Below are 13254 nucleotides of genomic sequence, written 5' to 3'. Positions count from 1 at the left end.
AGTCATCATGGCACGCGCTCACGCCCTACACATTCTGGTAAGTACTCAAGCCGAAGCCCAAGATTTAAAGAAGCAACTGGCGGCTGGCAAAAAATTTGGTGAGCTCGCACGTAAGCACTCACTCTGCCCCTCCGCCAAGAATGGTGGTGATTTAGGCGAGTTTGGTCGCGGACAAATGGTGCCAGCCTTCGATAAGGTAGTCTTCGGCAAACCCACCCTGGAAGTTCATGGTCCGGTGAAGACCAAGTTCGGCTGGCACTTGATTAAGGTGTTGTCGCGGGGGTAAGAGCTTACGTAATTTTCTTTCTTACAAATAGCTAACTAGATCTATAAAGTAGATGAACCTGAACTTTGGATCATAATTGAGAGAGCGAGTTGAACCATGAAAAATCTCGACTGGTACGTCAGTCAGTTTAAAGATGTTCGTCCCAATCGCTCTCGGAACTCAGTGAGTCCTCACAAGATGTGCTTACTGTATGCAGTTATCGATCTGATTGGGGACGGCATAATTAATCGAAACGTTATCTACTTTAATGACACCCTAAAAAATAGATTCAGCTGGCACTTTGAGCGACTGAGCAAGTCCCCTTCTGATCACCTTGATATGGTGAACCCATATTTTTACTTACGCTCCTCAAGCTTTTGGCATCACCAACTCAAGTCAGATTCGGTTGCTGTTTATAATGCGATAAAGACACCTTCTCAAACGTCTTTATTCAACACGATCGAATATGCCTATCTTGATGAAGAACTCTTTGAACTAATAAAAAATCCTACTGCTGCGATAACACTGCGTGCCGCGCTAGCGATGAATTTGGATACTCATGAGGAGGGTTTCGAGCAGTGGGCCCGTGCTATTGGGAAAGGAGACTCGACAATAAAAAAATATAGTAGTGCTTTAAAAGGATCGATCTCTAATTGGTTTAATGAAGCTAATCTCACGCAACAAAATATATTAGCCATTGACGATTATTTCGAGATCGCTCGCCTTATAAATAAAGCCCAGGGCGTTAAGGATTTCGTCGACTACAATAGGCGCGGCAACCATATGTATTCGGCTGCTTTGAACCTTTACCGTGCGTACCTTGACGAGTTATCAGATGCAGAAGCGCAATATGATATTGCCGTTATCGAAAAAGACGAAACTATAGCCGAAACCACCAAGCCGACGTTAATACAAGCTCGTCGCGGACAAGGCCGATTTCGTGAACGTCTCATTGCTCAATGGCAAGGCTGTGCCTTAACCGGTTATTCGAATATTTCGTTATTAATGGCATCGCACATTAAGCCTTGGTCAAAAAGCAGTAATGATGAGCGCCTTGACCCATACAATGGTTTACTACTAATACCAAACTTAGACAAAGCTTTTGATCTACACTTTATTAGTTTCAGTGACAAAGGCCGCATACTTGTTTCAGAACAACTAGGCGATTTCCATGCTCTTGGTATTAATAAAGACATGCAGGTGAAACTTTCTGAACAACATCTACCGTTTATGTCGTCTCATCGAGAAACTTACTTCGAGAACCTAAGGTAATTCAAGCGTCAGGTTGCCTTTCTTTTTCAGCGATCACAACACCACGCTATGCCCGTATTGGGAAGAATTATAGCGGCCCCAGCGGATCTCAAGTTGAGCTCAACGATGCTGGTCAAGCAATATCACATTGCCGTCAGGGTCGCGTAGTGTCAGGCTGCCGCGGCTGTCGGGGCCATCAAGGTTAGCATTGCTGACCTCAAGGCCAGCATCCTCGAGCTGGCGATGTAATTCGCGAATATCGGTAAAGTCTTCGGTTTCCTGTCCCGATTGATCCCAGCCTGGATTGAAGGTGAGGATGTTTTCGTCGAACATTCCCTGAAATAAACCAATCACGTGTTCGCCATTTTTGACGATGGCCCAGCCTTGTTCGCGGTGATCGACCATAGGCTCAAACCCCAGCTTCTTATAGAACGCCAGCGAAGCGGCGATATCTTTCACTGCCAGACTTACTGAAAATGCACCCAGATTCATTGTCGTGTTCCTCTCAAGCTTAGAATTCTTCGCAGGCTGCGTCGGCGGACACCCAAATAGCCGCAGCCTCAGCAGTTTTCTCCATCAGCCCAAACGACTTGCCAATGTTAACGCCAAAGCCGACGCTGCCACTTTGTCGGCCCACGCCGGTACCCACGTGTACGGACTCATCGCGTTCTTCACCGGTACGTTGTAACAGCACACCGTTGGCACCAACGCGGCCTGCGGCCTCACGTAAGCGCTCCAGCACGACGTCCATCTGTGCCTGATCGGTAAAGGTGAAGGACATGTCACTGGTGGCTGTGACCAGCGCGATAGGTTCAAAACATGCAGGTTCCTGGGTGTAGACCGTCACTTGCTCGGGCTGAAGCGGTGTGCGGGAAGTGCCGATCATGTTGGTGGTGGTCGGCGATGCGCAACCAGCAAGAACAATAACCAGTGCCAGTACTAATCCACGTAAATACAAGTTCATACTATCCCCTAAATGACAGCTAAGCGTTCATTTAAGCATAACCGATGCATAGGCGATGTACAGGTGACCAGCGAAAAGGAAGGTAAAAGATCGGCGGCTGCTCGGTGAGAAGCTAGTCCGCGGGGAAATAATAGACGCGTTGAATCAAATCACCAGCAAACTGGTACACGGCAATGCTACGTTGCTCACGATTTTGCACCGCCTGCTCAGTCTCGCTTTGCCAGGTGGCACGTTCGACAGTGCTGACACGGCTGCCGGAAACCATCACTTCCAGCAATTCACTCTGGCATGAGGAACAGGACTTAAAGTAAGCGTCCATGGCACTTATCAGGTTTGCTTTACCACGGGTTTCAACGACGATTTCGGTGCCGTTAACAGATAACCACTCCACGTTGTCCGTCACATGCTCAGCCATACGCTCACTGTCGTGGGCATTAAAGGCCGCCATGAAACTGTGTACCTGACCGGCACGTTCGACTGCAAGGCTATCAGCCTGTGCGGGCAAAACGGCAAGAGCCAGATAAACAATAAAGCTGTAGACAAGTGGCATAATGATCCTCAAAAGACCGGAACCCGCCAACAGAGTTGACGGGCATCCGGCTCAGTTTTAACTAAACATTGCTGTTAAGCGTTTTTCTTTTCCTGAATATACTCATTAACGAACTGCTCAAGAATATTCAGCGGTACCGGACCATTTTCGAGTACGACGTCGTGGAATTCACGAATATCGAACTTGTCGCCCAGCTCAGCTTTAGCTTTCTCCCGCAGCTCCAGGATCTTGTTCATACCAATTTTGTAGGCAGTTGCCTGGCTTGGCATAACAATGTGACGCTCAACCATCTTCACTGCATCAGATTTCGCGTTTGGCGTATTCGTTACGTAGAAATCGATACCTTCTTCACGGGTCCATTTCTTGTCATGAATACCGGTGTCGACCACCAGACGTACTGCACGCCATAGCTCCATCGCTAAACGGCCGAAGTCTGAGTAAGGGTCTTCATAGAAACCGTATTCTTTTGGCAGAAACTCAGTGTACAGTCCCCAACCTTCCGAGTAGGCAGTGTAACGGCCGAATTTACGGAACGACGGGATACCTTCCAGCTCTTGCTGAATCGCGATTTGCATGTGGTGACCCGGAATACCTTCATGGTACGCCAGCGCTTCCATTTGATAGGTCGGCATGGCCGCCATGTCGTACAGGTTCGCGTAGTAGATACCTGGACGGGTACCGTCCATTGACGGCTGCTGATAGAAGGCTTTACCGGCAGATTTCTCACGGAAAGGTTCAACCGCTTTAACGATCATATCGGCTTTAGGTTTGGTCAGGAACAGCTCATCCAGACGACCGCGCATGCTGTCGATGAAAGCGGTAGCCTCATCCATGTAGCGCTTACGACCTTCTGGCGTTGACGGGTAGATGAAGTCTTCGTTGTTACGCATGTACACGAAGAACTCTTGCAGGGTACCTTCGTAGCCGACTTTTTCCATGATCACGCGCATTTCGTCGTGGATCCGTGCCACTTCGCTTAAGCCAATCTCGTGGATTTCATCAGCCGTTAAGTCTGTCGTCGTGGTACGCTTCAGAGCGTTATTATAGAAGGCTTCACCGTCAGGCAGTTTCCAGGCACCGTCTTTGGTGGTGGCTTGCTCTTCAATCTCTTCAACCACGGCAATCAGATTCTCAAAAGCTGGCTTGACCGACTGCAGCATGGCTGCTTCGGCCGCGCTCATCAGCTCATTGTACTGGCTGTCATCAATATCAAGGTTATCCACTTTTTTAGTGAAATCTGCCCACAAGGCACTGGCTTCGCCGTCATCAAAAGGAGCACCAGTGATGATGTTCTTGCTGTCGCTGATCACATAAGGGTAAACAAACTTAGGTGCGATAATGCCTTTTTCCGCGCGCAGGCGCAGGTTTTCACCAAGCTGGTCAAACAGACCGGTTAAACCGTTCAGACGTGCGATGTAATCTTCTGCATCATCCACGTCGCTGATGCCGTGCTGGTTAATCAGCAACGAGGCAACGCTTGAGTGCATGCCAAACATCTGGTTCACAGGGTAGTTGTGATGGCGCCATTTGAAGTCTTCGATTTCCTGCTCAAGCTGCTGCTTCATCAACATCCAGCTGATGCGGGTCTGCTCATTGAGCTTCGATTCATCAATGGCCATGACCTTAGCGAGGTTTTCTTTTTGCAGAGCTAAATCTTCCTGCGCACGCTCTTCAGAGATATCGTCCCACTTGTCCTGATCTTGTTTAATACCCAGGTACGACTGGAACATCGGGCTGCGCATCACACCCTGCATGAAAATGTCTTCAAACAGCGCGTTGGCTTTTTCCGATTCTGTTTGCTGAGTGTCTTGTGCAGTTGTCTCAGCGGCTGCGGTTTGCGTTGTTTCCGCGGCGGTGGTGGCGTTCTCTTTTGGGGCTTCTGAGCATGCGCTCGTCATAAGCACTAGCGAGACTGCTAGCGCGATGCGTTTGTATTCAAACATATGTCATCTCCTGTAGGTTTTTATCTTTGATATCCCTTGTGGCCGCGGATGTCAACGCAGGGACGATAGCAGGGCCACTAGTTAAGGCAAGTGACCGTGGCTGGCGTTGATCCGCTCTGGTGACTGACTATACTCAATTCATCAGTGAATGGTAAGGAGAACTGTGCAGTTGCTGGATCCCTCTGGCTGGACCTTAACCCAAGGAATTGTGGTATTTGTGCTGCTCGCGCTAGTCATTGGCGTGGCGGGCACGCGCATCACCCGCATCGTTGACCAGCTGGCGGACCGCACTGGGATTGGTGAGGCAGCCGCAGGCGCAATTTTGCTTGGCGCAACCACGTCGATTGGCGGCTCGGTACTGTCGGTCACTGCCGCCTGGAATGGCAACGCTGAGCTGGCGGTCAGTAATGCACTGGGCGGTATCGCCGTGCAGACCTTCTTCCTGGCACTGGCGGATATCTCCTACCGGCATGCCAATCTCGAGCATGCCGCGGCCTCTGTGCCCAACATGATGCAAAACGCGCTGCTAATGATTCTGCTTGCGTTCATACTGCTGGCGCCCTTGTTACCTTCTGTCACGCTGTGGGGTGTGCATCCGGTCACACCGCTGCTTTTTATCTCTTATGTGGTCGGACTGCGCATGGTGCAAAACGCGCACGAGGCCCCTATGTGGCGGCCGAAGCATACCCATGACACCCGTGAGGACGAACCCGACGATGTCGATTTGATGCCGTCTATGGCACGGTTGAGCGCAGAGTTTGCGGTGCTTTTTGTGGTTCTTGGCATGGCCGGTTACCTGCTCGAGTCCGCGGCGACAGTGATTGCCTCACGAACGGGCATGACGCAAACGGTGGTGGGCATCTTACTGACCGCCATCAGCACCTCGACACCGGAGTTAGTCACCTCTATCGCGGCCGTGCGCCGCGGCGCCCTGACGCTCGCGGTCGGTGGCATCATCGGCGGCAATGCCTTTGACACCCTGTTCACGGCAGCTTCTGATATTGCCTATCGCGAGGGTTCTATCTACCACACCATCACCGACAGCACCTTGATGTGGGTCTGCCTGACACTACTGATGACCGCAATTTTAATGATGGGCCTGCTGCGCCGCGAGCGCAAAGGTCCGGCCGGCATAGGCCTGGAGAGTGTGCTGATTATTGTGCTTTACCTTGGCGGCGTGGCGTTGTTGTTGGCCTAGATTTCACGCTGACGGCGCGACAGAAACTTAAGACGGCTTGTTTTTATGTCAGTGGCGTGCAATTCGATAGCGCGTGCTACGCCCGCCGCCCGGCAATTTTTCGAGCATTTGCTGCTCCAGCAACTCCGTCAAATGCCGGGTCGCGGTAGCTTTACTCACCGATGTCACACGTTGATAGTGAGTTGCACTGAGACCCTGAGAAAAATCGCCATCAAGCAGACGGTTTAAAATTTTTCGCTGTGCCTCGTTAAGAGGTGTTTCGGAGTGCTTTGCCCAGAATTTAGCTTTCGTAAGCGTGCGTTCAATTTTCGCCAAAGCAAGCTCTATAGCTGCAATTAAAGTTTCGCAGAACCACACTAGCCATGAAGTGATGTCCAGGTCATTCTTCTGGGTTGCTTCTAATCTCTTATAATACTCTGCACGGTGCGCGAGAATCGCCTCGGACATGGCGAATAATCGAATACCTTGCTGGTCTGCCTGCGTCAGTGCGCGATCGGTAAGCGCGCGGGTAATCCGTCCATTACCATCTTCGAATGGATGAATGGTCACAAACCACAAATGCGTCACTGCAGCCCGTAACAGGGGGTCGAGAGTCTGGTCTTGCTGTGACTGATTGAACCAAGCAATAAATGTTTTGAGTTCTTTATCGATGCGCTTGCGCGGTGGTGCTTCAAAATGCACTTTGGGGCGTGTCAGCGGGCCTGACACAATTTGCATCGGCGCGTCGCCACGCAACCTTCCTGGGATGACCTTTTGCAACAGAGAATCATGACCTTGAAACAACCATGCATGCCACTGCATTAATGTGTTCTTCGTTAGTGGTTGTTGCCAATTGGTGACAGCATCGCGCATCAGGTTCGCGAGCCCTTCGCTTTGCGCAGATACTGCAACCGGCTGCTGATCCGTCAGACCGAGTTGACGCGCCAGTGATGACCTCACGCCGTAGACATCAACCTGCTCACTCTCAATTGCCGAAGACGCGACGATATTGGCGAGCAAGGTGTCGAGGCCAAATTCATCATCGTCAGCCACGAGAGACATCTTGCCTTTGAGTAAGCCTACACGCTCATGTGCATTACGTAAAAGCGGCTGCACCTCTGCATTACGCCAGGTAAAATCCGGCCAACCAGGGTGTTGCCAGAGCCACTCGGGATGCATAATTTGCTCACTCCTCACAGCAAAAGTGTATCTCAGTGAGTCGAATGAAAAAACTATTCGGCTCATAACATGATTTGAATAATAGATAGTTTTGGCTCGTAGCGCAATTTTTAAGGAGCGGATTACATGTAATTAGTGCTTATCTAGCTCCCGACCGCACCAGTTAGCGCCTGACCTTTCAGGCAAACTGCCATACAATAGGCGCATGACGACGAATTCATTAATACGCCCTTTCATGCACCTGTGCTGCCCACTCGATGGCGAGCCGCTGACGCTTGCCGATAAAACCTGGCGCTGCGGCAAGGGTCATAGCTTCGATGTAGCCAAACAAGGCTACGTGAACCTGTTGCCGGTGCAGAATAAGCGCTCTAAGGACCCAGGTGACAGCAAAACCATGGTGCAGGCGCGGGCAGATTTTCTGGCGGGCGGATTTTATCAGCCGTTGGCCGATGCACTCGCGGCCACGGTGTTGCGTTCCAGGTCTATGACAGTGTTAGATGCCGGTTGTGGCGAAGGCTACTATTTGCGGCAGTTGCTGGATGCTGCAGAGCACTCTGAACATGAGCTTGAGGTTGCTGCTCTCGATATCTCCAAGTGGGCCACCCTGGCAGCAGCCAAACAAGACAAGCGTGTCACCTGGATGGTGGCCTCGAATAGCCAGATCCCAGTCGCTGCGAACAGCATTGATACGCTGTTATGTGTGTTTGGCTTTCCGGTCAGCGGCGAATTTCAACGCGTACTGAAGCCAGGCGGCCGATTGGTGATGGTCGACCCCGCAGCGGATCATCTGCGCGAACTCAAACAGGTTATTTATGCTGAAGTTAAGACCAAACCATATCAACTACCGGTCTCTCTTGATGACTGGCAGCTCAAGTCTGAGCAGCGTATCACCTTTTCGGTAACCCTGCCCACCCAGGCAGCGATTCATAACCTGCTGACCATGACGCCACACCTTTATCGCGCCAGCAATGAAGGCCGTGACCGCGCCGAGGCATTAAGTGAGTTATCGCTTACTATCGATGTATGGGTCCGGGAGTTTTGCCCCGCTCACAACAAATGAATCCGCACTGCGTGCTCGGTATAATAAAGCGGATAGACAAAATGAGTTTGCTCAAGCGGTCCTGAACCTCGAGTACCGGCTAGCTTGATTGTTTTGATAGGAGCACATTTTTGAATGTAGGACTGCAACGAACGGGCTCTCGTACGCGTGCCGCTTTTTACTTCTATTGGAATAATATTGCCTTCTCTATCGGTGGCAATAAACTCTATCTCAGCGCGCGCATCGTACCAGGAAAAAGTCGGCTCGATACCTAAGGCGGCGAGCTCCTGCTGCACGAAGTTCTCTGCAACATATCCTTTGTATTCGTAACCTTGCTGCTTAATTTCCCGGTAACTCACCCCCAGCATATGATTCAGTAAACCGACGTCCATTAAGAATAGTTTAACCCTATTTTCTTTTTTATAAGCGCCAAGCGGGCTACGCGGCCTGCCTTCAATCGGATAATTTTTGATCACCAAGCGGCATTTTTCCAACCAGGAGATAGCGCTTTCGAGCTCCTGATACCGTGATTTACGCTCATGCACGTGCTTAAACTTAAAGCGCTTTACCGATTCGTCCATCACCCCAGAAAGCTGCGAAGGTACTGCATTAAATACCGCTTCAATTAAGCCAGCGTCGACTTTGCCCGAATACTTACCAAAGTCGCGTAAATAGCCCGCGATTAAGTCACTCTGAATTTGATGAACCGCGTCTACACGTTCCAGAATGCTCCTGTCGGCCAATTGAAACCATTTATACACAGCTTCAGGCATACCCCCCGTAAAATAGTAGTCAGTGAGCTTTTCCATCAGCTTGACATGGGCCGCTGAGGAATTGACCTGCGCATCGAATGCCTTCAGCAAAGCGGGTTCATTCGCCGCCGCCAAAAACTCGCGAAACGAAAGTGGTTGTAGGTTATGGTGCTGAACCTTGCCCACGGGGAAGCTGTTGAGTAAGCCAATGTTAGAGCCACTGGCTGCGACATACATGTGCGGTGCTTTCTCCGCAAAATACTTTAGCGACGTAACCGCTCGCTCGCACTCCCCAATTTCATCGAGAATAAGAAGGTCAGTTTCAGGATTGAAAGTCTTGCCCGAGAGCAATTCAATATTAGTAAGCACATCTGACGGTGTCAGTGAGTCGGCAAATGCCTGTGCCATGTCCGGCGATTCTAAGAAGTCCACTCGCAACACGCTCGCAAAGGTTTTGCCAAACAGCTCTTGCAGCAAGTATGTTTTGCCGGTCTGCCGCGCACCGTCAATCAACAACGGCTTACGATTTGGTTTGGCTTTCCATTGGTGTAATTGGCTCAATAAACTTCGTTCCATGGCGGCCTCAGCGGGTAGATTGTGTCGAAAACACGACAAACTTTACATTATTATGCGCATTAAAACAGCAAATGCTACTTTTTTATGCGCATAAAAATGATTTTACGGTGCTTGTATCCGCACAAAACCGTATCAGCTGGTGGTCATTAATGGGCTCGCCCATCTCTTTAACGCGAGCCAGTTTTTACCAAGTTCTTGCGCGCTGAGTGGTGAGCTCATCGGAAACAATGCTAAACGACACCCCCAAATACTCCATCACCTTCAACACGGTCGCGAGTTTTACGTTGGTATCGCCTTTCTCAATTTTGACTAGCGTAGGTTTTGATAGAGTGAGCGCTTCGGCCACATCAGTAAGTTTGAGTTTCATGCTGGTACGCTTGGCGGTGATGGCCTCCGCCAATTGCTTAGGTGAAAAACGCTCGGATAAATCCACCCATAGGTTAATTTAAATTAACTTTTGTGGATACTCAGCGGTATATCTTGAGGGGCGTGTAAAAGCGGGTCGAGCGCCTCGGCATTGCTGGTCAGCCAGAACGTCACTTCATCCGGGCGCACCAACAGTGGCATGCGGTGGTGGTACTCCAGGCATTGCGGCGTTGGCGCTGTGGTTAGGGTCACCAGGCGGTTTTCGCCATCGGTCATCGGGAAATAAAGCCCTGCCATGTAAAAGGGCTGCTCATCAGGATGGGTAAAAAGGTACTTGGTCTTTTTCGACTGCCCCTCTTCGGCTTTCCATTCGTACCAACCGCTGCAGGGAACGACGCAGCGATGCAGCTTGAACGCCGCTTTGAAGGTAGGCTTGGTCGCGGCAGTCTCTGCCTGAGCATTAATTAACGGCCGCTTCGCCCATTGCGGCTGAATGCCCCAGGTAGAACTCAGCTGCTGTAGCTCTTGTTCATATGCAACAATCTCCACCTGCTGCGTCGGCCGCAGATCATGATTGGTTTGCGTGGTGAAGTTGAGCCCCAGCTGCTCGCTGACAAACCGCGTCAATTGGTGATCGTTAATGTCTAACCTTCCGCACATGACTACTCCTTGGGATGGTAATTCCGCTTTTCGGGGAATTACAGTGTCACCTTGCTCAATCTTCACCAAAGTGGGTTTTGATAACCTTATCCGGAGTCAGCTAAGTTACTTAACCGTCACAGCTCATGTTCCAGTCCAACCTTCACTGATTCATAGGGTGCGTATAAATCGACTCAGGTGATAAGCATAAAGGTGGACGTCTTCTGGCTCAAACTGACTAGGTTGGCTTTCGATAAAAGTCGGCAACGCTTTTGGATTTAATACCCAGACCTTGGTTCGTCGGGTATCGGGGCTATTGATGTACCAGCCCGGATAGACCACGACACCGCGAACCGGAAGTTTACGACCGGTCGACTCGCTGAGCAACTCACCTAGCCAGTAACTGGCGGCATTCACTTGTGTTACCGGGTCGCCTTTGATCGGCTTCCCGCGATACTTTATTTGAATACCATCGAACTCCAATTCTGGCTTTCCTTTTTCCGGTTTGGACATCGTTTTGGTCTCGATGACGTAGATGCCTGAACGGTGAATCACTACGTGATCGAGATTGAAACTCTCTCCCTCAACGTCGTGAAATACCTGGGCGCCCTGTACGCGAAGCCGTTCAAGAAATTGTCCCACCGCTTTTTCGCCAGCAATACCAAGTTTTACGGTTTTCGCAGCACGTAACCCACGGATAATCTTCCAGGCAGCAATCGCAACCACCACCGAAGCGATTACCGACACTAAAATTGGATTCGGCGCAGTGTCAAAATACCAACGACTCCATTCAGTTACGGCCAAGGCAACGGCGACCATAGCTACCATCCAAAAGAAAAGTACATCGTCCAAAAGGATGTCGGCTAACCGTTTCTCTAATGACTCGCCAGGATTGCGCAGTGGCTTAGACTTTAATGGGGACTTTTTAACCCTTGAATTTTTAAACATCTACAATCATCCAAAAGTGATTGATCAGTTGCGTCTCACCCCACGCTGCTTCAAAAATTCGCCGTTTCAGGAGCGCCTCTCGTCAAGCGCCATGCACCAGCAATAACTAGTAAAACAATGTGAAAGCCTACGTACGCCCAATATAGTTCTCCAGTTTCGGTTGGAGATTCCGTTATATGTCGGGCCGTATCAAATGCTCCCGATGATGCTGCATCACTTAATACGATGCTCGGACTCAAAAGCGCTGTGTTAATGATATTTATTCCGAACGTTATCCCCGACAAGGTTGGCTGAGATCGAAAAGATATTAAAGCCAATACGCTACAAAGCATGGCAATGAATACCCCTCCGACCGGGATGAAGATAGAGAGTCCACCGAACACGAGAGCTATTATTGCTAGTGCTTTCATACATATTCTCCGATTGTATTGATATAGCGACTTATATGTCTGTAGTAATTACATTCACAGCGTCGAACATTAAACCACAAATAAATATTACGCAATATTAACATCTAAAATATATCAGGCACTCCGGTTGCCTCCTAAAGAGTTGCAGGCGATCTGAGTTAAAGCGAACACAATAATAAGCTCTGATCATATACTCCAAGTCTAGATCTAAGCATCGGTTAAGCAGTACACAAACGTGCTTACGTACTAAGTCGAATAGACAAACTAAAACACCTAAATTCTCACCGCCGCCCTATGCGACCTCACCTCCGCTCCCGCATTGTTCCATGTAGCTTTCGGAGCTAATTTAAGGCAAATTAATCAGCCGATGCTCTCGACGATACCGCCTTCGACGCGCAGCGCGGCTCCGGTGGTGGCACTCGCCTGCAACGAAGCGGTATAAACGCTGAGGTTGGCGACCTCTTCGGGCGTCGCCAGGCGCTGAATCAAGCTTGAGGGGCGATTCTCTTTCAGAAATAAGCTCTCCATCTCGTCGACGGAGACGCCGCGCTCTTCAGCTTGTTGCTCCAGCATTTCTTGTACCCCTTCGGTGCGCGTGGGGCCAGGCAGAATACTGTTAACGGTGACGCCGGTCTCCGCCAACACCTTGGCCAGACCACGCGAGAGCCCTTGTAATGCCGCTTTGCTGACGCCGTAGTGCATCATCGCAGTGGGAATATTGAGTGCCGACTCACTCGAGATAAACTGAATGCGACCCCAGCCACGCTCGCGCATGCCCTTCGCGTAGTGCCGCGACAGGCGTACACCGCTCATCACATTCACCTGAAACATCTCCTCCCAGGCATCGTCTTCAAGCTCAAAGAACGGAGTCTCACCGTAAATGCCCAGATTGTTGATGAGGATATCGACATCGGGAACGGCGTAAATCAGCTTCTGCGTACCCTCGGCACTGGAAAGGTCGGCGACAACGCCTGACAGACGTGCATCGGGTACGTTTTCTTTCACGGCTTCAATGGCCGCATCTACAGTTCGCTGCTTGCGCCCATTGATGATCACTTCAGCGCCAGCCCGCGCCAGACCCTCGACGATGGCAAGGCCAATTCCGCCGGTAGAGCCGGTCACGATCGCACGTTTTCCACTTAGGTCGATCTGCATCAATTCTCTCCTTCTTTCGTTTATATGTAGGACAAATGGC

14 protein-coding genes are annotated in these 13254 nt (G+C 50.3%); 4 read left to right on the top strand and 10 right to left on the bottom strand.

Going from position 1 to position 13254, the window contains the following annotated elements:
• The first annotated feature begins 7 nt into the window (after positions 1-7).
• Complete coding sequence (locus J6J34_RS07765; protein ID WP_301898814.1) at positions 8-286, top strand: peptidylprolyl isomerase; 279 nt, start codon at positions 8-10, stop codon at positions 284-286.
• A gap of 96 nt (positions 287-382) precedes the next feature.
• On the top strand, positions 383-1537 hold the full coding sequence (locus J6J34_RS07760) for an HNH endonuclease (RefSeq protein WP_301898813.1): 1155 nt from the start codon (positions 383-385) through the stop codon (positions 1535-1537).
• A gap of 99 nt (positions 1538-1636) precedes the next feature.
• Here the strand turns inward: J6J34_RS07760 and J6J34_RS07755 are convergent, their stop codons facing one another.
• The 4 genes from J6J34_RS07755 to J6J34_RS07740 all read right to left on the bottom strand — a co-directional run bounded on the left by J6J34_RS07755 (position 1637) and on the right by J6J34_RS07740 (position 4973).
• Positions 1637-2008, bottom strand: coding sequence for a VOC family protein (locus J6J34_RS07755; RefSeq protein ID WP_301774782.1), 372 nt, complete (start codon positions 2006-2008; stop codon positions 1637-1639).
• Positions 2009-2027: 19 nt separating this feature from the next.
• On the bottom strand, positions 2028-2480 hold the full coding sequence (locus J6J34_RS07750; protein WP_301898812.1) for a hypothetical protein: 453 nt from the start codon (positions 2478-2480) through the stop codon (positions 2028-2030).
• Positions 2481-2592: 112 nt separating this feature from the next.
• Complete coding sequence (locus J6J34_RS07745) at positions 2593-3030, bottom strand: nuclear transport factor 2 family protein (protein WP_301898811.1); 438 nt, start codon at positions 3028-3030, stop codon at positions 2593-2595.
• Between the two features lie 74 nt (positions 3031-3104).
• Positions 3105-4973, bottom strand: coding sequence for a DUF885 domain-containing protein (locus J6J34_RS07740; protein ID WP_301835294.1), 1869 nt, complete (start codon positions 4971-4973; stop codon positions 3105-3107).
• A 163-nt stretch (positions 4974-5136) separates the two neighbouring features.
• Here J6J34_RS07740 and J6J34_RS07735 point away from each other — a divergent pair, with 163 nt between their 5' ends.
• On the top strand, positions 5137-6171 hold the full coding sequence (locus J6J34_RS07735; protein ID WP_301898810.1) for a sodium:calcium antiporter: 1035 nt from the start codon (positions 5137-5139) through the stop codon (positions 6169-6171).
• 48 nt (positions 6172-6219) lie between these two features.
• On the opposite strand, the gene J6J34_RS07730 is transcribed toward J6J34_RS07735, so the two are convergent.
• The gene (locus J6J34_RS07730; RefSeq protein WP_301898809.1) at positions 6220-7329 is read right to left on the bottom strand and encodes a Fic family protein; all 1110 of its coding nucleotides are present in this window, start codon (positions 7327-7329) and stop codon (positions 6220-6222) included.
• A 205-nt stretch (positions 7330-7534) separates the two neighbouring features.
• On the opposite strand from J6J34_RS07730, the gene J6J34_RS07725 reads away from it, so the two are divergent.
• Entirely contained in the window at positions 7535-8389 is an 855-nt protein-coding gene (locus tag J6J34_RS07725) for a putative RNA methyltransferase (RefSeq protein ID WP_301898808.1), read from the top strand.
• Here J6J34_RS07725 and J6J34_RS07720 read toward each other — a convergent pair.
• From J6J34_RS07720 to J6J34_RS07700, 5 genes are all read right to left on the bottom strand, one after another.
• A complete protein-coding gene (locus tag J6J34_RS07720) occupies positions 8377-9696 on the bottom strand; it encodes an ATP-binding protein (protein WP_301898807.1) in 1320 nt (439 codons plus the stop codon). The genes J6J34_RS07725 and J6J34_RS07720 overlap by 13 nt on opposite strands.
• Before the next feature lie 184 nt (positions 9697-9880).
• Entirely contained in the window at positions 9881-10129 is a 249-nt protein-coding gene (locus tag J6J34_RS07715; protein WP_301898806.1) for a helix-turn-helix domain-containing protein, read from the bottom strand.
• A gap of 17 nt (positions 10130-10146) precedes the next feature.
• Positions 10147-10722: an SOS response-associated peptidase gene (locus tag J6J34_RS07710; RefSeq protein ID WP_301898805.1), complete on the bottom strand. Its 576-nt coding sequence runs from the start codon at positions 10720-10722 to the stop codon at positions 10147-10149.
• Between the two features lie 150 nt (positions 10723-10872).
• Positions 10873-11520 carry a nuclease-related domain-containing protein gene (locus tag J6J34_RS07705; RefSeq protein WP_301898804.1) on the bottom strand — a complete coding sequence of 216 codons (648 nt, stop codon included), beginning with the start codon at positions 11518-11520 and terminating at the stop codon, positions 10873-10875.
• Between the two features lie 899 nt (positions 11521-12419).
• On the bottom strand, positions 12420-13214 hold the full coding sequence (locus tag J6J34_RS07700; protein ID WP_301898802.1) for an SDR family NAD(P)-dependent oxidoreductase: 795 nt from the start codon (positions 13212-13214) through the stop codon (positions 12420-12422).
• Positions 13215-13254 lie beyond the last annotated feature (40 nt).

This window comes from Pseudidiomarina terrestris, assembly GCF_030466405.1.
GTDB classification, from domain to species: Bacteria; Pseudomonadota; Gammaproteobacteria; order Enterobacterales; family Alteromonadaceae; genus Pseudidiomarina; species Pseudidiomarina terrestris.
Note: the sequence above shows the minus strand (reverse complement) of the source record. Positions and strands in the feature narration are given on the sequence as shown.

Bases quoted from the DNA above. Each gene is read 5' to 3' on its own strand.
- J6J34_RS07710 (WP_301898805.1), bottom strand. From the start codon at position 10,722: ATGTGCGGAAGGTTAGACATTAACGATCACCAATTGACGCGGTTTGTC.
- J6J34_RS07765 (WP_301898814.1), top strand. From the start codon at position 8: ATGGCACGCGCTCACGCCCTACACATTCTGGTAAGTACTCAAGCCGAA.
- J6J34_RS07740 (WP_301835294.1), bottom strand. From the start codon at position 4,973: ATGTTTGAATACAAACGCATCGCGCTAGCAGTCTCGCTAGTGCTTATG.
- J6J34_RS07720 (WP_301898807.1), bottom strand. From the start codon at position 9,696: ATGGAACGAAGTTTATTGAGCCAATTACACCAATGGAAAGCCAAACCA.
- J6J34_RS07760 (WP_301898813.1), top strand. From the start codon at position 383: ATGAAAAATCTCGACTGGTACGTCAGTCAGTTTAAAGATGTTCGTCCC.
- J6J34_RS07730 (WP_301898809.1), bottom strand. From the start codon at position 7,329: ATGCATCCCGAGTGGCTCTGGCAACACCCTGGTTGGCCGGATTTTACC.
- J6J34_RS07725 (WP_301898808.1), top strand. From the start codon at position 7,535: ATGACGACGAATTCATTAATACGCCCTTTCATGCACCTGTGCTGCCCA.
- J6J34_RS07755 (WP_301774782.1), bottom strand. From the start codon at position 2,008: ATGAATCTGGGTGCATTTTCAGTAAGTCTGGCAGTGAAAGATATCGCC.
- J6J34_RS07705 (WP_301898804.1), bottom strand. From the start codon at position 11,520: ATGGTCGCCGTTGCCTTGGCCGTAACTGAATGGAGTCGTTGGTATTTT.
- J6J34_RS07745 (WP_301898811.1), bottom strand. From the start codon at position 3,030: ATGCCACTTGTCTACAGCTTTATTGTTTATCTGGCTCTTGCCGTTTTG.
- J6J34_RS07750 (WP_301898812.1), bottom strand. From the start codon at position 2,480: ATGAACTTGTATTTACGTGGATTAGTACTGGCACTGGTTATTGTTCTT.
- J6J34_RS07700 (WP_301898802.1), bottom strand. From the start codon at position 13,214: ATGCAGATCGACCTAAGTGGAAAACGTGCGATCGTGACCGGCTCTACC.